At 60.3% G+C, this 18,367-nt stretch carries 13 protein-coding genes; 6 read left to right on the forward strand and 7 right to left on the reverse strand.

What is annotated here, in order from left to right:
- Positions 1-25 precede the first annotated feature (25 nt).
- Positions 26-2,581: a glycoside hydrolase family 3 C-terminal domain-containing protein gene (locus ACZ6WW_RS06280; protein WP_465273568.1), complete on the forward strand. Its 2,556-nt coding sequence runs from the start codon at positions 26-28 to the stop codon at positions 2,579-2,581.
- 45 nt (positions 2,582-2,626) lie between these two features.
- Positions 2,627-4,966, forward strand: coding sequence for a GH92 family glycosyl hydrolase (locus ACZ6WW_RS06285; RefSeq protein ID WP_465273423.1), 2,340 nt, complete (start codon positions 2,627-2,629; stop codon positions 4,964-4,966).
- On the opposite strand, the gene ACZ6WW_RS06290 is transcribed toward ACZ6WW_RS06285, so the two are convergent.
- Positions 4,958-6,328, reverse strand: coding sequence for an alpha-L-fucosidase (locus ACZ6WW_RS06290; protein ID WP_465273424.1), 1,371 nt, complete (start codon positions 6,326-6,328; stop codon positions 4,958-4,960). The genes ACZ6WW_RS06285 and ACZ6WW_RS06290 overlap by 9 nt on opposite strands.
- 78 nt (positions 6,329-6,406) lie before the next feature.
- Between ACZ6WW_RS06290 and ACZ6WW_RS06295 the strand changes: the two genes are divergently transcribed.
- Positions 6,407-7,489 (forward strand): sialidase family protein, encoded by a 1,083-nt coding sequence (locus ACZ6WW_RS06295; RefSeq protein WP_465273425.1) that lies wholly within the window; start codon positions 6,407-6,409, stop codon positions 7,487-7,489.
- Between the two features lie 256 nt (positions 7,490-7,745).
- Here the strand turns inward: ACZ6WW_RS06295 and ACZ6WW_RS06300 are convergent, their stop codons facing one another.
- Positions 7,746-8,234 carry a tetratricopeptide repeat protein gene (locus ACZ6WW_RS06300; protein WP_465273426.1) on the reverse strand — a complete coding sequence of 163 codons (489 nt, stop codon included), beginning with the start codon at positions 8,232-8,234 and terminating at the stop codon, positions 7,746-7,748.
- Positions 8,235-8,388: 154 nt separating this feature from the next.
- Here ACZ6WW_RS06300 and ACZ6WW_RS06305 point away from each other — a divergent pair, with 154 nt between their 5' ends.
- A complete protein-coding gene (locus ACZ6WW_RS06305) occupies positions 8,389-9,327 on the forward strand; it encodes a helix-turn-helix domain-containing protein (RefSeq protein WP_465273427.1) in 939 nt (312 codons plus the stop codon).
- Between the two features lie 7 nt (positions 9,328-9,334).
- Here ACZ6WW_RS06305 and ACZ6WW_RS06310 read toward each other — a convergent pair whose 3' ends face one another.
- A complete protein-coding gene (locus ACZ6WW_RS06310) occupies positions 9,335-9,973 on the reverse strand; it encodes a response regulator (RefSeq protein ID WP_465273428.1) in 639 nt (212 codons plus the stop codon).
- A 388-nt stretch (positions 9,974-10,361) separates the two neighbouring features.
- Here ACZ6WW_RS06310 and ACZ6WW_RS06315 point away from each other — a divergent pair, with 388 nt between their 5' ends.
- Both ACZ6WW_RS06315 and ACZ6WW_RS06320 read left to right on the forward strand, forming a co-directional pair.
- Positions 10,362-11,165, forward strand: coding sequence for an acetoacetate decarboxylase family protein (locus ACZ6WW_RS06315; protein ID WP_465273429.1), 804 nt, complete (start codon positions 10,362-10,364; stop codon positions 11,163-11,165).
- 52 nt (positions 11,166-11,217) lie between these two features.
- Positions 11,218-12,006 (forward strand): acetoacetate decarboxylase family protein, encoded by a 789-nt coding sequence (locus ACZ6WW_RS06320; protein ID WP_465273430.1) that lies wholly within the window; start codon positions 11,218-11,220, stop codon positions 12,004-12,006.
- 252 nt (positions 12,007-12,258) lie between these two features.
- Here the strand turns inward: ACZ6WW_RS06320 and ACZ6WW_RS06325 are convergent, their stop codons facing one another.
- The 4 genes from ACZ6WW_RS06325 to ACZ6WW_RS06340 are packed head-to-tail and all read right to left on the reverse strand — an operon-like array spanning position 12,259 to position 18,364.
- A complete protein-coding gene (locus ACZ6WW_RS06325; protein WP_465273431.1) occupies positions 12,259-13,971 on the reverse strand; it encodes a thiamine pyrophosphate-dependent enzyme in 1,713 nt (570 codons plus the stop codon).
- Positions 13,972-14,020: 49 nt separating this feature from the next.
- Positions 14,021-15,442: a TolC family protein gene (locus tag ACZ6WW_RS06330; protein WP_465273432.1), complete on the reverse strand. Its 1,422-nt coding sequence runs from the start codon at positions 15,440-15,442 to the stop codon at positions 14,021-14,023.
- Complete coding sequence (locus tag ACZ6WW_RS06335; protein WP_465273433.1) at positions 15,423-17,354, reverse strand: FUSC family protein; 1,932 nt, start codon at positions 17,352-17,354, stop codon at positions 15,423-15,425. The genes ACZ6WW_RS06330 and ACZ6WW_RS06335 overlap by 20 nt, the downstream gene beginning before the upstream one ends.
- Positions 17,351-18,364 carry a hypothetical protein gene (locus ACZ6WW_RS06340; protein WP_465273434.1) on the reverse strand — a complete coding sequence of 338 codons (1,014 nt, stop codon included), beginning with the start codon at positions 18,362-18,364 and terminating at the stop codon, positions 17,351-17,353. Before ACZ6WW_RS06340 ends, ACZ6WW_RS06335 begins: the two co-directional genes overlap by 4 nt.
- Between the last annotated feature and the right edge of the window lie 3 nt (positions 18,365-18,367).

The following is an 18,367-nucleotide window of genomic DNA, read 5'->3' on the forward strand; positions in this document are numbered from 1 at the left end:
TTCATACGCATCGATACTCGGCACGATGCTGCTATCGATGCTATGCGCAACGGCGACGGCGGCCACAGCGGATGATGCCGACCAGAAGGCTGCGCACCTGGTGGCGCAGATGACGCCGGATGAAAAAATAGCGCAATTGCAGAGCACGGCCCCTGCCATTCCACGGCTGCATATACCAGCCTATGACTGGTGGAGCGAAGGGCTGCATGGACTGGCGCGCCACGGTTACGCCACGGTCTTTCCGCAGGCGATCGGGATGGCGGCCAGTTGGGATACAGATCTGTTGCATGCCGTTGGCGATGTCATCGCAACGCAGGCGCGGGCCAAGTTCGTCGCCACCGGCATGCACGAGGACCATGCCCGCTACAATGGCCTGACGATCTGGTCGCCCAACATCAATATCTTTCGCGATCCGCGCTGGGGGCGAGGCCAGGAGACGTACGGAGAAGACCCGCGCCTGACCGCAGAGCTTGCCAAGGCCTTTATCGGTGGCCTGCAAGGTGGCGACCCCGAGCATCCGACGGTCATTGCGACACCAAAACACTTTGCCGTGCACAGCGGGCCAGAGCCTGGACGCCACGGCTTCGACGTCGACGTCTCGCCGCACGATCTGGAAGACACCTACCTGCCGGCGTTCCGCGCCGCTGTTGTCGATGCGCATGCCGGGTCGATCATGTGTGCCTACAACGCCATTCAAGGGACACCGGTGTGTGCCTTGCCATGGCTGCTGGGGCAGCGGCTACGCAACGACTGGGGCTTCCGCGGCTTTGTCGTTTCCGATTGCGATGCGGTAGACGACATGACGGCATTTCATCACTTCCGTCAAGACAATGCCGGATCGGCCGCCAGCGCCCTGCGTGCCGGCACTGATCTCAACTGTGGCGTGGCCTATGCCGGGCTGCGTGCGGCATTGGCCGATGGCCGGGTCGACGAACACGATATCGACACCGCGGTCACCCGGTTGTTTGCCGCGCGATATCGCCTGGGTTTGTTCGATAGCCGTTCGACGGCGTCACACGACAATGCGGCGAATGATCGTTCTCTCGCTCTGCGTGCCGCCAGGGAAGCGATGGTCCTGCTGAAGAACGAGCGAAACACGCTTCCCTTGAAGCCAGGCAGCCGGCTCGCCGTGATCGGGCCCAATGCCGACTCGCTGGCCATACTGGAAGCCAACTATCACGGTACGGCACGCTCGCCCGTGACACCGCTGGCCGGATTGCTGGCTCAGTTTGGCGAAGCGAATATCCGCTACGCGCAAGGATCGTCGCTTGCGCAAGGCGTGCCCGTGCCGATTCCGGCGACTGCATTGCGAACCGGCCGGCGCGATGGCGAGGCTGGTCTGAAGGGCGAGTATTTTCGTCGTAGCGACATGTCCGGCAAGCCGTCGGTTACGCGTATCGATGCCACGGTGGATAGGGATGTCGACCATGTCGCACCGCTGCCGTCGTTGGATGTCGACGACTATGCCGTGCGATGGACTGGTCAATTGATTCCGCCCGGGCCGGGAGACTACACGCTCGTCGCGCATGTCGACCGTTGCTTCGACTGCCGCGGGCACGATCCGGTGCGTCTCTATCTGGACGATCGGCTTGTTGCCTCCACCGATGGCAACGATCAACCGCCAGCCGCCGTCGTGCATATCGACAATACGCGGCCACACCCGATTCGGCTGGAGTGGCAGCACAGCGGGCAAGATCAAGGGATCCACTTGCAATGGATCGCGCCAGCGGATGCGCAGCTGGCGGAGGCTCGCGGCGCGGTCGACGGCGCGGATGCCGTTGTTGCCTTTGTGGGATTGTCGCCCGATCTCGAAGGCGAGGAGCTCAAGGTCGACGTTCCAGGCTTTCTGGGTGGCGACCGCACGGACATCGGCTTGCCTGCGACCCAGCAGCGTCTGCTCGAGACGGTAGCCGCCAGCGGCAAGCCGGTGATTGTCGTTCTGATGAGCGGCAGTGCAGTGGCGATGAACTGGGCCAAGGAACATGCTGACGCGATCCTGGTGGCTTGGTATCCGGGCGAGCAGGGCGGCACGGCGATAGCGCAAACCCTGGCCGGCACGATGAATCCCGGCGGGCGTCTGCCCGTGACGTTCTATCGCAATGCGAGCGACCTGCCGCCCTTCGTCGACTACGGCATGAAAGGGCGCACGTATCGCTACTTCAGCGGCGATCCGCTTTACGCCTTCGGCGACGGCATGAGTTTCACCACGTTCAACTATGGCACGCCGACATTGTCGAGCACGCAGATCAAGGCGGGTGATTCGCTGGATGTGGACGTCCGGCTGCGCAATGCCGGCTCGCGCGATGGCGATGAAGTGGTGCAGGTTTATCTGGCGTATCCCGATGCGCCCGATGCGCCGCGCCGTGCGCTGGTGGCTTTTCAGCGCGTGGGATTGGCTGCGGGCCGGGATCGCGTGGTGCATTTTCATCTCGATCCGCGGGCGCTGAGCCTGGTCGATGCTGATGGCGCGCGCGCGGTGCGGGCGGGCCGCTATCAACTTTTTATCGGTGGCAAACAACCGGAAGCGGCGCAGGTGCCGGCGACCTTCACGGTCGACGGGCATGCCGATCTGCCGCACTGAACTCAGGCACTTCGGAATCAAGGACTTCAGACTAAGGAGCGTTGCATGGTGACACGACGACGGTTTCTTCAGGCTGCCATGGCCGGAACATTGCTCGCACGTGCGGAGCTTGGCGGTACGGCCTTGGCCAAGAGAGGCGCCGGCAAGCGCACGACTGCGGTACCACTGGCGCCATCGCAGTACGTCGATGTGTTCATCGGTACCGGCGGGCACGGTCACACCTATCCCGGCGCGGCGCTGCCGTTCGGCATGGTCCAGCTGGGTCCGGATACCTATAACGCGGTGTGGGATTCCTGCTCGGGATATCACATCAGCGACAGCTCGATCATGGGGTTCTCGCATACCCATCTCTCGGGCACGGGCATCGGCGACATGCTGGATGTGCTGGTCATGCCGCGTACGGGTCCGGTGCGGCTGAACCCTGGTTCGCTCGAGCACCCGGAGAGCGGCTACCGATCGCGCTATCAGTCGCAGTCCGCGGAGCCGGGTTACTACCGGGTGTTGCTCAGTGACACCGACATCACCGCGGAACTGACCGCAAGCCTTCGCGCAGGCATGCATCGCTATACGTTCGGCAGCGATGCGCCCGGTCATGTGCTGATCGATTTTGCGCACGGCATGCAGGACAAGCCGGGCGTGCCGACCCGAGTCACCGACGCCAGTCTCGCGCTGGTAGGTAACGACACGCTGGTGGGCGGACGGCGTGTCCATCAGTGGGCTGATGGGCGCTATGTTTATTTCGCGATGAAACTATCACGACCGTTTGCCGGCGCGACGCTGTATAGCGACGATGCGGCGGCCGGTGGGACACACATCGAGGGTGCGCATTTGAAGGCGGTCCTGCGCTATCCCGATGCTCATGCCGAACCGCTATTGATCAAGGTCGGGCTGTCGGCGGTGGATATCGATGGCGCCTTGCGCAATCTCGAGCAGGAGATGCCGGGCTGGGATTTCGACGGCTATCGCGCTCGCGCGGCGGAGGCATGGAATACCGAGTTGTCGCGCGTGCATGTCGAAACAACGAATACGGCGGCCAAGCGCATTTTCTATACGTCGCTGTACCACAGCCTGCTGGCGCCCACCCTGTTCGACGATGTCGATGGGCGTTACCGCGGCATGGATCTCGATGTGCATCGCCTGCCCGAAGGCTCGCACAACTACAGCACCTATTCGCTGTGGGATACATATCGCGCGCTGCACCCCATGTTGACCTTGCTGCAGCCTGCGCGCGTACCGGATCTGGTGTCCGGCTTGATCCGCATGGGCGAAGAAAGCCCTAATGGTGTGCCGGTATGGCCGTTGCAGGGTGTGGAAACGGGCTGCATGACGGGCTATCACTCGGCGGTCGTCGTGGCCGAAGCCTGCGTGAAGGGATTGGGCGGCCCTGAGATTGCCAAGGCGTGGCCGCTGTTTCGTCAGCGTGCCATGGATGACGACTATCGTGGCCTTGCGAAGTACCGCGCAATGGGGTTCATTCCCAGCGATCAGGTGGATGAGGCCGCCAGCAAGACGCTCGAGTATGCCTATGACGACTGGGCGGTTGCCGCGATAGCGGCGGCTACGGGCGCTACCTCCGAAGCCATGGCGTTGCGTCGTCGGTCGCAGAACTACCGGCATCTTTTCGACAAGGCGACGCAGTTCATACGTCCTCGATTGGCCAATGGCGAATGGGCGGAGCCGTTCGATCCGCGCGGCATGGGGCACAGTTCACGCTGGCGCGACTTCACCGAAAGCAACGCCTGGCAGGCTACGTTTCTCAATCAGCATGACGTCACCGGCTATATCCGGATGTTCGGTGGTGACGAAGCATTCGAGGCGCGGCTCGATGAGCTGTTCAACACGAGCTCCGAGCTGCCGCCGGATGCGCCGCCGGATATCGCGGGATTGGTCGGGCAGTATGCGCACGGCAATGAGCCCAGCCATCACATTGCCTACCTTTACGCGTACGTCGGCGCGCATCACAAGACGCAGGCGCGCGTTCGCCGTCTGCTGGAGGGTCAATACCACGCCGCGCCCGATGGTTTGGCCGGTAACGAGGATTGCGGCCAGATGAGCGCGTGGTATGTCATGAGCGCGCTGGGCATCTACGCGGTCGATCCCGTGGGCGGCAACTACGTCTTCGGCAGCCCGCTCTTTGACGATGTCACGATCGATGCGGGCAGCGGACAACTCTTGCGCATTCAGGCGCTGAATAATGGGCCGGGCAAGCCTTATATTCAGTCGATCACCTGGCAGGGACGGCCCTGGACTCGCAGCTGGATTCCCCATGGCGAACTCGCACGGGGCGGGCATCTGGTTTTCACCATGGGAGCCAAGCCCAATCTCGACTTCGGGCGATCGCATGACGATCGCCCGCGCGCCGATATCGATACCTCGTTAGCGTGACGGCCGGGCCTCGACGTTGAATACCTGGAACTCCCGGATCGCCGCTTCGCCAACACTGGACAGGATATTCAGCCGTACGCGCTGGGCGGTGACTTTCGGGAAGGTGTCGATCTTCATGTGCCCGATGGCTTCCGCGCCGGCAACGGCCCGCCAAGCCTTGCCGTCGAAAATCTCGATCGCATACTTGCGAACGTGCTGTCCGTCATCGAGCCATTCCATGCTCAGCACGCGGTCGAAGGTGACGGTGTGACCGAAGTCCACTTCGATCGTGGCGTGTCGCGATCCGGCGGGAGCCGACCAGAACGTATCCTTGTTGCCGTCGAGCGCGGCTTCGGTATTTTCGTCGGTGGCGACATGATGGCGAGCGAGGTTGTGCGCGTCGCCGTAGCGCTCCTGCAACGCCTTGCCGAATGCCTCCAGCCGGGCGACATCGGCATCGGGCAGACGTCCGTGACGATCCGGCGCGATACCGAGCATCAACTGGCCGCCGCGCCCCACGCTGTTTTCCCAGGTATCGACCAGCTTGTCGACGCTCTTGAGCGTACCTTCGTCGTTGGGGTGCCAGAACCAGTGCAGGTCGTGCAACGGCGTGTCGACCTCCACCGGTCGCCAGCGCAGGTAGCCATGGCGATCGAGCACATTCCAGTTCTCGCCGCGGATGTAGCCGTCCTCCTGGCCCACCCAGCGAATATCGCCGTACTCGAGAAGGCCAGCGTCGGCGAACACCATCGTGTTGGGTTGATACGTGCGCAGGGTTTCGAGGTAGCGGGTGAAGTTGTAGACGTGACCGGCACTGCCTGCACCGTCCAGCCACCACTCGACCAGAGGGCCGTAGTGCTGTGTCAGTTCTTCCATCTGCGCCATGTAGTAGGCGTCATAACCTTCGGGCTGTATAGCGTAGCGCGGCTCATGCCTGTCCCAGGGCGAAAGATACACGCCGAACTCCAGACCCTCGGCGCGAGCTGCATCGGCGGCCATGCGAACCACGTCGCCCTTGCCCTGCATCCAGGGGCTGTTCTTGACCGAGTAATTGCTCCCGGCGGTGGGGAAAAGCGCGAAGCCATCGTGATGCTTGGCCACCATGACCATATAGCGGGCGCCGGCGGCGCGACTTGCACGCGCCCACTGCGCCGGGTCCATATGGTCCGGATTGAACACCTTGGGGTCGGCGGTGCCGTCTCCCCACTCGCGATCGAGAAAGGTGTTGGTGCCGAAATGCACGATGACGCCGAACTCGAGGTCCTGCCAGTGGGTTTGCTGCGGCGACGGCTTGATGTCCGCCGAGCTCTGACCAAAAACGGCACTGGAAAAAAGCGCACAAGCCAGTGCCGCGCCGAGGATGGTTCGAGCTACTCGTTTCATGCGTTCCCTTCCGAAGAATTACAAATAGACGTAAAGATGGCCAAAATGAAAATACATTAAAGGGCATCGTCGGCGGCCATGTCAATGCATTTTTCGATCTATATTCCGGCGATAAAACGGTGTATTCGCCTGGGTTTCATGCTGCTTGCCGCGGTGTCGATTTCGGCCGTCGGCGGCAACGCCTCGCCTATCGTCGCGAGCGAGTTTATCGCCGATCCCGCGCCCACCGCACAAAGTCATGCGGGCACGATTGTGGAAACGAAGCAGGGGCTTGTTGCTGCCTGGTTCGGCGGCAAGCAGGAGCGCGATCCGAGCGTCGGCATCTGGGTTGCGCGGCATATCGCGGGACGTTGGTCTTCACCACGCGAAGTCGCTAACGGACGTCAAGCGGACGGTTCGCGGCTACCGACGTGGAACCCGGTACTTTTTCAATCCACAACCGGCACGCTCATGCTCTTCTACAAGGTCGGTCCGGATCCGGAGCATTGGTGGGGCATGGTCATGACCTCCGGCGATGCCGGCGCGCATTGGTCGCAGCCGTGGCGTTTGCCGTCGGGAATACTCGGCCCGTCCAAGAACAAGCCGATCCAGCTGGCCGATGGGAGCATCGTCAGTCCGTCGAGTACGGAACGTGGTGGCTGGCATATTCATGTCGAGCGTTCCAGCGACGACGGCAAGACATGGTCGACCAGTGGCGACATACCGTCCCATGGCATCGACGCCATTCAACCGAGTCTGCTCGTTCGGCCGCGAGGCGACATCGAGGCGATTGGGCGAACCCGTCAGGGTAAGCTCTTTCAGAGCCTGTCTTCGGATGGCGGACGCCATTGGTCGCCGCTGCGCCTGCTGGATATAGACAACCCCAATGCCGGTATCGATGCGGTGTCGCTTGCCGACGGTCGTTATCTGCTGGTCTATAACCCCGACTTGCCCGGCCGACAATGGTGGGATGGCCGCGGCACATTGGCGATTGCCGTGAGCGAAGACGGCATGCGATGGCGCAGGGTGCTCACGCTCGAAGACAAGCCAGGCAACGAGTACTCCTATCCCGCAGTTATTCAAACCCGAGATGGCTTGGTCCATGTTCTCTATACGTGGGAGCGAAAACGGATGCGACATGTAGTTATCGATCCGGGAAAACTGGTCCCAGACAATCTCTAAAAACCTTGCTTATTCGTCATCCCGGCGGAGGCCGGGATCCAATCCTCAGTTGCCGCTTGTCAGGCAGTCTGTGGCAAGCATCTGCGTTGCGGAATGGATTCCGGCCTTCGCCGGAATGACGGGTTGGGGGGCTTGTTGGAGCTTTCCGTCAATCGCGCCTTCGACGATACGGCCTCTATCGCTTCACATAAAGCTGAACATGCGTATAGAAGCCATCCTGGATATAGGGTGTCGACACTGTTGCTTACGCCACTAGCTAAACCATGTGGCTCAAATAACTATCGCATTCCGCCACGCCTTCAGGAATCTGCAGTTCGCGATATAGCGCGCGAGCTTCTTGCAATACAGGCAAGGCGTCGAGTGGCTTTCCCAGGTCCATCAAGGCAAGCGCCGTAACTCTCAATGCATTGGCGAGATCAAGTTGTGACGCATCGGGAAGCTGTCGATAGATATCGACGGCTTCTTGTCCTGCCATGAAAGCCTCTTCTGACTTTCCACGCTCGCGCTCCATATCGGAGACGTGCCTGAGCGCATGGGCCAGCAAGGTTCGATCATCAATCGCGCGGGCTTTGGTGACGACCAGTCCGTAAGCCGCGCGCGCTTCGGCCATATGGCCAGCCGCGCGATCGGCTCTTGCGTGCTGAAGCAATGCTTCCAACTTCCGGCTCATATCGCATCCGATGACCTGGTCAATCGCCGAAAGGCATGGTATCGCAATATCATTCGATGTCTGCGCGCCGTCCATAGGGATCGGTACTTCCTGGGCACCGAAATACACTTTTGAGTCAAGAAGTCTACCCTGAGGGAGGCTTCGGAACGCTCTCGATGTCGGTACCGTTGCGTTAGGGATGCAACTCTATCCAGGGATGCTCTACCTAACCGGGGTCAGAGAGACGGCTATGTATGAAGGTGCATTTGGCGAGCGGCTAGGGCGTTCGTTCCGTATAAGCGATCCGCCCACGCTTCAGAGTCAGACAAAGCGCGGAAGTCGGCTGGCGGCGACGGAATTGCGTATCGACAAGTCCGGCTACGGCATGACCTCACCCATGGGTAACGACGACGCTTATCTGATTTGTCTGAATTTGAAGCGGCAGTCGACGCATGAGCTGTGGTGCGACGGTCGGTCTGTATGTTCGACTGCCTATGAGGCAGGCACGACCTATCTTCTGGACTTGCGCAGAGATCCGATTACCTATATCGGTGATCCGCTGCATTCGCTCTATTTTTATATACCGAGACGCGCGATCGACGAGACGATGGAGGAGATCGACAGTTCGAACTCCAGCGATATCGTGCTGCAACCGGGTGAATGCATCGACGACTCGATCATCATGAGTATCGGGCAGACACTGCTACCGATCTTCCGCAACGCGCCGGCGTTTCATCAGCCGCTCGTGGACCATCTTCTGCAGGGCTTGTGTGTTTACCTGGCCTTGAATTTCGGTGGGTCTTCGGTCGCGAACGCCATCGTCAAAGGTACCCTCGCGCCATGGCAGCAACGGCTCGTGACGCAGATGATGCGCGATCGGCTGTTCGAGGGCATCTCGATTACCGAGCTTGCCGAGGCATGTGGTTTGTCCGCCGGCGCACTGGTGCGAGGGTTCAAGAAGAGCACCGGCGTATCACCGCACCAGTGGTTGCTCTATCGGCGTATCGACCTGGCGATCGAACTCATGTCCGATCCCGACACCTCGCTGGCGCAAATCGCCTTCAATGCGGGTTTTTCGGATCAAAGTCATTTCAGTCGCGTCTTCACGCAAAAGATGGGCGTGACGCCCGGTGCGTGGCGCAAGTCGCAAGTATCGAGCAGGAGAGGCATCAAATGCCTGGTGGCTTGATGACGCTCTAGGGCAATGAATCCAGAAAGCCGCGTTTGACGGCGATCATCACGGCATGCGTACGGTCTTCGGCACCCAGTTTGGCCATGATGCTCTTCATGCGTGCCTTGACCGTGTCTTCCGTGATATTCAGCGTTTCGGCGATATGACGATTGCTGCGCCCCTGGGCTACCAGGGAGAGCACCACGATCTCGCGATCGGTCAGTCCTTCGCGACCGGTGTGGCTTGCAATTTCCTGAGCCACTTCGGGTGCCACGATGTGACGACCCGTCAATGCACCGCGTATGGCCTTGATGATTTCCTCGCGGCGGGCTGTCTTCAGCAGGTAGGACGTGGCGCCAAGCGTAAAGGCCCGGACCACCCGGGCGTCACCGGGAAAGGTCGTGAGCACGATGATGGTGGCGTCGGGAAACTCGCTGCGAATGGTCGTTATGGCCTGCAAGCCATCCATGACGGGCATCTGCAGGTCGATCAACATGATGTCCGGGAGCAGCTTGCGAAACTGTTCGATCGCTTCTTTGCCATCGGCGGCTTCGCCGGTGACTTCCATATCGGTTTCCTGCTCGATGACCGCTCTGAGCCCGTCTCGCATTACGGGATGGTCATCGACAACGAGTATCCCGAATCGTTCTTTGGTCTCGTTCAAAAAAGTCACCTGTTTTCCGTCACCGGCACCGAAAACAAGGGTGTGAGCGGAATCCTCACTTTCTCCCTGGCGTCATGACTATGCGCTGAGGCGTCGAGTAATTCAATGCTCGAAAGTGTACTTTTTTTGCGAATCAATGCGGTTTTCCCTTGATTTGAAGGCTTTATGCACGTGTTTGGCGAATGTCCGTGATATCAATGCGACGGATGCAAAGGAGTGAATTTTCATCCTTCATCGTCAGCTTTATCCAAGAACCCGGAGGTGCCGAGTGCCATAGTCGTCGCGATTGAGTTCGCATCGCAACGTGCGTCGTTTCTTGAAGACGCTGCCGATGAGGACTCGAGAGCCAGCCCCATGGCATCGACCAATCTTTCTTTGGGAAAGCCACATGAAAAGCAACTTCTTCCTGCCTATCACGCCGCGTGGCCTGTCGACGATCGCACCGCCTCCACCCTGGCACTATTCCGGCGACTTTCTCGTCATCGAGTTCTGGAGCGACCCGAAAGTCGTGGCCGCCCTGCTACCCAAGGAGCTACAACCCGACGCCAAAGCGGAGGGGCATGCGCAAGGCTATTTTATCGATTGGCAGTTCACGGGAGAGAATGACGAGTTCATGGACCCGGCGCGCTACCAGTATCGCGAGTTCTTCATCCTTGTCGACGCGATGTACGAAGGTAAGCCGGTTTCGTATTGTCCCTATATTTTCGTCGACAACGATTCGGCAATTGCGCGTGGATGGGCCCAGGGTTTTCCGAAGCGGCGCGGTTCGATCTTTCAAACGCGCACTTTTGCCGCGGACAGCATCGCGTCCCCGAAGCTCGCACGCGGCAGCCGTTTCGGCGCCTCCGCCTCGGCGGAGGGGCAGCGCATTGCCAGGGGCATCGTGACGTTGGACAGCGAGGTCACGAACCTTGCTGAGCTGGGTTCACGGCCCACCATCAACCTGCGCCACTACCCGCGGCTGACCGCCGGCGATTGGGGGAGGCCGGCGGTGCATGAACTGGTCGAGTCCGTCATGGACAACTTCACGGCCGTCGATGTCTGGGGTGGCAAGGGCGAGCTGACGTTGCCCGAATGCGAGAACGAAGATGTCTCCGATCTCGCGCCCGTGCGTTGCGGTAAGGGCTATCGCATGTCCGTGTCGTACTCGGTGACTGATCTGAAGACGCTGGTCGATCACTCATCGAAATAACGTCGAACGGTTTTTCGATGAGATTCCGGACATTCATCTAGAGGTTAATCCTATGTCAGCTCAATTTACATTTCCGTTTTCGCCAAAAGGCAGGTCGGCCATTGTTCCTTCGCCGCCCTGGAGTTATGCGGGCGATGCGCTCGTGGTCGAATTCTGGGCCAAGCCCGATGCCGTCAAGGCGCTCCTTCCGGAGGGCTTGAAGCTCGACGAGGACGCGGGCCATGCGCAGGCACTGTTCGTCGACTGGCAGTTCACCGCCGCCAATGAAGAACTGCTCGATCCCGCGCGCTATCAGTATCGCGAGTTCTACATCCTGCTCGATGCCCTCTATGGCGAAAAGAAAGTCGCTTTCTGTCCGTATATTTTTGTAGACAACGATTCGGCGATGGCTCGCGGATGGGCGCAGGGGTTTCCGAAGCGGTTGGCGTCGGTTTTTCAGACCCGAACCTTTGCGGCACCGAGCAAGGCGTCGCCTAGAGTTGCGGCAGGTAACCGCTTTGCCGGGTCGATGTCGTCGAACGGTCAGCGTCTTGCGGAGGGGCGGGTACTTATTGAGAAGCCGCTGGATGACCCGTCTTCGCTCGTGGGTCGGCCGACGATAAACCTGCGCCATTTCCCGCAACTGGCTGCCGGCAAGCACCAGACACCTGCCGTGCACGAGCTGGTGCAAGCCCAGTTCAGCAACTACTCGCTGAAGGATGCGTGGGTTGGCCGTGGCGAACTTGTATTGCCGGAATGCCGGGGTGAGGAACTGTCCGACCTGGCGCCGCTCAAGTGCGGTCTCGGTTTCCGTGCGTCGATGGGTTTGACGGTGGATGGGGTGATTATTCTTCCGACGTGATGGGTTGTTTGGTGCTCTCTCCGTTTGCCGGTGTCCTCCTAAGTCGTCATCCCGGCGAAGGCCGGGATCCACTCCTCAACGCAAATACTCGCCTAGTGCTCTCTGACAGGCCAGAACTGAGGAAATGGATCCCGGCCTTCGCCGGGATGACGGATAGGAGAGGGTGTTTTAGAGAAGCTCCCTGAGGTCGCGCCCACAGGAAATCAGTCAACCACTGAATCTCTGTAGGAGCGGCTTCAGCCAAGACAAGTCCTAGGGGAGGTTCTCGCGAATCATCTCCACGACATCTGCTCCACGCCCATGAAGAATGGCCCGAGTGGAATACAAAGCCATGCCTATGACGGGTTTCAGCTCGATGAAAGGTGGCTTGACCAGCTCGAGCGGATTGACCAGTACATTGAGCAGTGCAGGGCCTGGCTGGGCGAGCCACTCGTCGATGGCCGCCTCCAGCTCGGAGGACTTGCTGACGGTTCTGCCCCATAGGCCAATGGCCTGCGCCACCTTTCCAAAGTCGGGATTTTTGAGGCGCGTGAACGTATCGAGCATCCCTTCGGACTTCTGTTCTATTTCGACAAAGCCCAGTTTGCTGTTGTCGTATACGACAATCTTGACGGGTATATCTTCTTGTATGGTCGTCAGCAGTTCGCCGAACAGCATCGACAAGCCGCCATCACCACAGAGCGCGATGACTTGACGATCGGGTGCGGCCTTTTTTAGCCCGAGCGCATTTGGAAGTGCCGTCGCCATGGTGCCATGAAGAAGGCTTCCAAAAATGCGGCGCTTGGCGTTCGATTCGATGCAACGAACGGCCCAGACAATGGGTGTGCCGTCGTCGCCGGCAAAGAGCGCATCTTCGTCGGCATGCTTGCTGATGAGAGATGTCAGGTACGAGCCGGGAATGGTGTCATTGTGACCAGGTGCCAGGTGCTTTTTCCAGGCCGCCATGAGCTTGTGATAGCGTTCGACATGAGCCTTCTGGAAGGTATCGTCCGTCTTTTGATGCAGAAGCGGGAGCAGTGCGCTCAGCGTGGGCTTGATATCGCCGACGGCACCCAGCGTTACATGATGGCGTCGACCAAGATGGGTAGGGTCCAGGTCGATCTGTACGATCTTGGCCTTGTCGGGATAGAACTGACGCCATGCGAAGTCGGCTCCCAACAGGAGGAGGGTGTCGCAGTCCAGGATGGCCCTGTAGCCAGACTCGTTTCCAAGAATACCCGTCATGCCGATGTTGTACGGATTGTCGTGCTCGAGGAAACACTTTCCTCGTGATGTATGTGCGATAGGCGCCTTGAGTTGCTCGGCGACAGCGATGATCTCGTCCAGCGCACCCTCACATCCGGATCCGGCATAGATGGTGACATTTTTGCCGGCATTCAGGATCCTGGCGATGTCTGCGAGTTCATCGTCGTTGGGACGTACGGTGGGACGCGCGTGGTGAACCTGGTAAGGAAAGTCTTCGTGAACCTCGCCGTGCGATACATCGACAGGAACGATCAATACAGCGACGCCGCGCTTGGCGATGGCGGCCTGGCAAGCCATTACCGCCTTCTTGCGGGCTTGATCCGGGGTAAGGATCATTTCGCAGAAGACCGAGCACTCTTTGAATACCGACTTGAAATCCACTTCCTGGATGAATTCAAAACCCATGTCGCTCATCAGGATCTGGCTGGCAATCAAGACGATGGGCGAACGATTGCGGTTGGCTTCGTACAGGCCATTGATGAAATGCAAGCTTCCGGGGCCACAGCTGCCCGCGCAGGCGGTCAGTTCGCCGGTAAGTAGCGCCTCGGCGCCGGCAGCGAAAGCCCCGGCTTCTTCATGACGAACATGCACCCACTCGATCGGGCTCTTGTCGAGATGCTCGGCGATGAGATTCAGCGTGTCGCCGACAATGCCGTAACAGCGTTTCACCCCCGCCTGCTCGAGAACTTCTACGAGGATTTCGGCAACTTTCTTGCCCATGGCACACTCCACCAGTTGAGTTGGTAAGGAAAGAGACGGATAGCGGGCATTACAGCGAGCCGGGCCGATGGCCCAGTGCGAGGTCGAGCGCGGCCTTGGCAATCTGCACATTGGCGTCCGCGTCTTCCTGGTCGGCCTGCGCTTTTGCGAGTACCGCTTCGCTGTTGGTCAGATCGGTGATGCTGCTGAGTCCGCGTTTATAAGAAGCCAGGGTGGCTTGATAGGCGACGTCCGAGGCCTTGGTATAGGCCAGTGCCTGCTCGCGATTGTCGAGGCTCGTCTTGAGATTGCTGTAGGCCTGTACGACCTGCTGAGAGGCCACATTCTTGGCGGCCGCCAGCGAATCTTCCGCTGCGGACTTTTCCGACATGGCCAGCGACACCTTGGTTGCACGTGCGCCACCATCGGACAGTGCCCATTCGAACGAGACGAATACGGCATTGCCGGTGCGGTTGATCGACGAGTAAGGACTGCCGTCGCTGCTGATCTTGCCGATGTTCTGAAATACCTGCGCCGACAGGCCGATCGTGGGGCGGTAGGCCGCCTTGGCCGTATCGATCTTGGCGTCCGATGCGGCCACTTTGTTCTTGGCGGCGAGGATACTGGGTCGCGATTCGACCGCTTCATCGATAAGCGCATGGAGCGCCGGCAGGGAATCTGGCGTCGCGACGTCCGATGGCGTAGCGACTTCGAAGCGGCTTTCCGGTGGCAAGCCCACGGTGGCCACCAGACCGGCAAACGCCGTATCGGCAGCACCGGATGCCTTGGTCAGTGCCAGGCGCATGGCCGCTGTCTGACGCTGCGCTTCCGCCACCTGTACCACGGTAGCGCGCCCATGGCTGCGTTGCGCCTGCACGGCCTGTTCAGTCAGTCGTGCGGAATCGAGTGCCTTTTGTGCGGCGCGGACGCGACCTTGCGAGGCGGTTGTTTCGAAGTAGGCTTCTGAAACGTCGTAGACGAGCTTTTCCTGCGCACCCAGCACCGCCGACTGCGCGGCATCGGCGTTGTGCTGAGCCTCTTCGACCTCACCTTTGCGGCGGCCAAAATCGAACAGGAGCCATTTCATTTCCAGGGTAGGGAAGATCTCGCGCGTCGACGAAACGAAATAACCCTTGGACGAGACAGTGGGCGGAATGGCCGCTGGCGTGTGCTGGAAGCCGCCCAGAGCCTTGAGGCTGATCTGTGGCGAGTATTGGCTCTTGGCCAGTTGCGTTGCCAGATTCGCTTGATAAGCCTGTTCCTGGACCTCTCGCGTTTGCGGGTTGATCGACAACGCTAGCTGCAACAGCTCCGGCAGCGCATAGGTTCGGTCTTCGACCTTGGGCGTGTCACCTACTGTTGTGGCGGTCTCGGACGTTTCCGCCCAAGACGCGGGCGCATCGCCCGCCCATGCCGGCGCGAGATAACCCCATAGCGCAAGGGCAACGCCGCAGATCATGGAAGGTAACGATTTATAGCAAGCGCGATGCATGGTCGATCTCTTCGTTTAAGCGCACGCGCGCCAGGCCGGCGAGCGAGGTCGGGGCCGACGCATCGGGGTGAATCGATTCGGGAGCGGACCCTCTGGAAAGCGAAAGCAGGCGCTGCGACGCTTGCAGGTCGGCGTTGGGCATGGGGTGTTCGGACTGGAGACGCTGGACCACAAAGGCCGAGCTGACCAATCGTTCGATGGCGGCCGCTTCGCTGTCGGCGGTATCGGCTGGCCTGCGGCCCTGAATCAATCGTCCTTCGAATGCCGAACGCGATTTCAGCAGGGCTGCCTGTTGAGCCTTTGTCGCAACGTCGAGCCGCAGTTGTGCTGCCGCTTGTGCCGTCGGAGCGACAAGCAGCGCACTCAATCGCTGCAGCGACGAAGACCAGAGCTTGCGCGCCTGCTGCAGCGCGCTTACCGGCCAGAGGCTGGTGAAAAACACGCTGAGCCAGATATTTCCGATAACGATACCAACTACTCGATCCCGCAGTACCGTCAGATCGCTTGCCGGCGCATAGCCCTGCAACACCCCAAGAAAGAACGCGAACGCCATTTGCATGCCGGCGTAGGAAATGTTTTCACTGCCGGTGGAGACCCAGGCGCAAAGTGCCGAAACACCCGCGACGAGCAGGCATAGCTGACCGATATCCGTCAGTGAAGGCATGACAAACACCAGGCAAAGACCACCGAGAAGGCCGCCCAGGACCGCGCCGGAAATGCGCAGGGTCAGCTTGTGCACGCTTTCGCCAAAGGTGGTCAGTGAGACAAAGAAGCACGTCGTCACCGCGGTCCGGATTCCCGGCCAATCCAGCAAGGTATAGGTTGCGTAGGACGCCATCACTGCAAGGGTCACCTTGAGTGCGTAGCGTGCGTGTGCCGGATCGTGGAAGGCCTCGGGTACAAAGAACCGACGAGGTTGAGCGGCCGGCTTGCCGGGCGTGCCGGTCTCGACCTGCCCGCTGGCTTGTGCGTGCAGGTCGCGCAATGCTAGCTCGAGGGCTTCGCAAGCAGGATTGGATGCTCGCTCCGTGCTTTCTTGAAACGACGGAGCGGGTTCTGTCTCGATGCCTCTGCGCTTGAGAAATAGCCAACGGCTGTGGCGAACGCTCGATGCCAGCGCATGCCGGGACGTCGCCGGTAGCCCAGGCGGCAAATCGCGGGCGATCTGGAGTATTTCCAGTACGAGACCGAACAGCCGTTGGTCCTCTTCCGCAAATGCCTTGAGTTTTTTATCCCAGAGGTACGCTTTTCCTCGCAGCTGGTTGAGCGACACGAGCTTTGCACGCAGCTCGGACGGATTCTGGGAGAGCGGTCGTTCGATATAGCCGGCTACCGCTTCCAGCAACGCCGCCGCTCGCTGACGGGAAAGGGCGACCGGACTTTCTCCGGTAAGAAGATTGAGGACGATGATCGTCAATACCGGCGTGGCGACAACGACCCAGAGCCACAACACGACATGGGTGATCGCCTCACCGCTAGGCACATCGTCGATGAGTGTTTGCGAGAGCATCAGAACGAACCCGGCGAGGAACGCGACCGGTCCCAACGTGCTCGTGCGCGACAGGAACGTGCCCAGGAACGTGCTCAATGCGAGCACAGGAATCCGAAGTGCGGGCTCCGATGCATCGAATACGTAGAACAGGACCGAGAGGGCCACCGCCAGCGTCGCGGCCACCAGGCCGGCGACAGCGGTCATCAGCGTCGTGGCGGTGTCTTCCATGCTGAGAAGAAAGATCAGGTACGCCACATACGGAGGCAGCGGTATCTCAAATACCATGGCTAGCGTCACGGCAATGGCCGTTCCGGCGGCAATGCGTGCGATGGAACGCATTCTCGGTGCATCGAGCTGTAGCTCGCGACGGAGCAGCGCCGAGAGCCCTTCCGAGGAAGCGCCTGCGCTGACGGAAGTCATTTCATCACCTTGACCGACACCGTCGCGCCGATACGCAGGAAACTCGCATCGGAACGATCCAGCCGCACCCATACAGGGAAACGCTGTGCCACAACAACCCAGTTGAGATTTCGATCGACCGCGGGCAGTCCCGGGCCGGCTTGTCCCTGCGGTTGAACACCCGATCCGAGACTTTCGACGACGCCCTGCAATGGGTGCTCATCATGGCCCATCACCCAGACGGTGGCGCGATCGCCCGGCTGCAGATGGCGAAGATCCGTTTCCCGGAAATTGGCGATGGCATACCAGTGCGTGTTATCGATCAGGGTAAACAGGGGATGACCTTCGACGGCGAACGAGCCGATCGACAGATTGAAGCCGGTGATCCGCCCGTCGACCGGTGCCCGGATAGTCGTCTCACGAACGTTACGCGCGGCCAAGGCCTGGGCGGCTTGCGCGCCGAGCAGCTGCGCCTTGAGGCTCTCCACGTCGCCAATGGCTTCCTTGGCTTGCGAAGCCTGTTGAACGGCGGCCGCCAATTGCGCATTGGCGGTACGCTCGTTGGTACGTGCCTCGTCCATTTGCTGCGCCGTCACGAAGCCGCTTGCCAGGAGCGGCGCCATGCGCTGAACCGTGTTGTGTGCCAGCGCGAGCTGTTGGCGGGCACGATCCGCCTGCAGTGCGGCGGCCTGCGCACCCGAACCCTGTGATGTCACCTGACGGCCGGTCAGGTCGATGTCGGCTTCCAGCGCGGCGACCTGCGCATCGGCCTGGCGGAGCTTCATCTCAAACGGTTCGGGATCGATGCGAAGCAGCACATCGCCTTTGTGAACGAACTGATCGTTCTGGATGTTGGACTCGACGATGCGCCCGCTCACCTCAGGCGTGATGCCTGCGCTATAGGCAAAGACATAGGCGTCGTGGGTACGGGGGCGCTGATCGAGCACGATCATCGTCGCGATCAGCATGACTACGGCACTGGCGATGGCGACGAACGCGATGATGCGGCCTAGGGTTGTCTTTTCGGACATGGA

This window comes from Dyella sp. NPDC103356 (assembly GCF_055584465.1).

Coding starts and splice junctions, on each gene's coding strand:
- ACZ6WW_RS06280 (WP_465273568.1), top strand. CDS start 26: ATGCTGCTATCGATGCTATGCGCAACGGCGACGGCGGCCACAGCGGAT.
- ACZ6WW_RS06285 (WP_465273423.1), top strand. CDS start 2,627: ATGGTGACACGACGACGGTTTCTTCAGGCTGCCATGGCCGGAACATTG.
- ACZ6WW_RS06290 (WP_465273424.1), bottom strand. CDS start 6,328: ATGAAACGAGTAGCTCGAACCATCCTCGGCGCGGCACTGGCTTGTGCG.
- ACZ6WW_RS06295 (WP_465273425.1), top strand. CDS start 6,407: ATGTCAATGCATTTTTCGATCTATATTCCGGCGATAAAACGGTGTATT.
- ACZ6WW_RS06300 (WP_465273426.1), bottom strand. CDS start 8,234: ATGGACGGCGCGCAGACATCGAATGATATTGCGATACCATGCCTTTCG.
- ACZ6WW_RS06305 (WP_465273427.1), top strand. CDS start 8,389: ATGTATGAAGGTGCATTTGGCGAGCGGCTAGGGCGTTCGTTCCGTATA.
- ACZ6WW_RS06315 (WP_465273429.1), top strand. CDS start 10,362: ATGAAAAGCAACTTCTTCCTGCCTATCACGCCGCGTGGCCTGTCGACG.
- ACZ6WW_RS06320 (WP_465273430.1), top strand. CDS start 11,218: ATGTCAGCTCAATTTACATTTCCGTTTTCGCCAAAAGGCAGGTCGGCC.
- ACZ6WW_RS06325 (WP_465273431.1), bottom strand. CDS start 13,971: ATGGGCAAGAAAGTTGCCGAAATCCTCGTAGAAGTTCTCGAGCAGGCG.
- ACZ6WW_RS06330 (WP_465273432.1), bottom strand. CDS start 15,442: ATGCATCGCGCTTGCTATAAATCGTTACCTTCCATGATCTGCGGCGTT.
- ACZ6WW_RS06335 (WP_465273433.1), bottom strand. CDS start 17,354: ATGACTTCCGTCAGCGCAGGCGCTTCCTCGGAAGGGCTCTCGGCGCTG.
- ACZ6WW_RS06340 (WP_465273434.1), bottom strand. CDS start 18,364: ATGTCCGAAAAGACAACCCTAGGCCGCATCATCGCGTTCGTCGCCATC.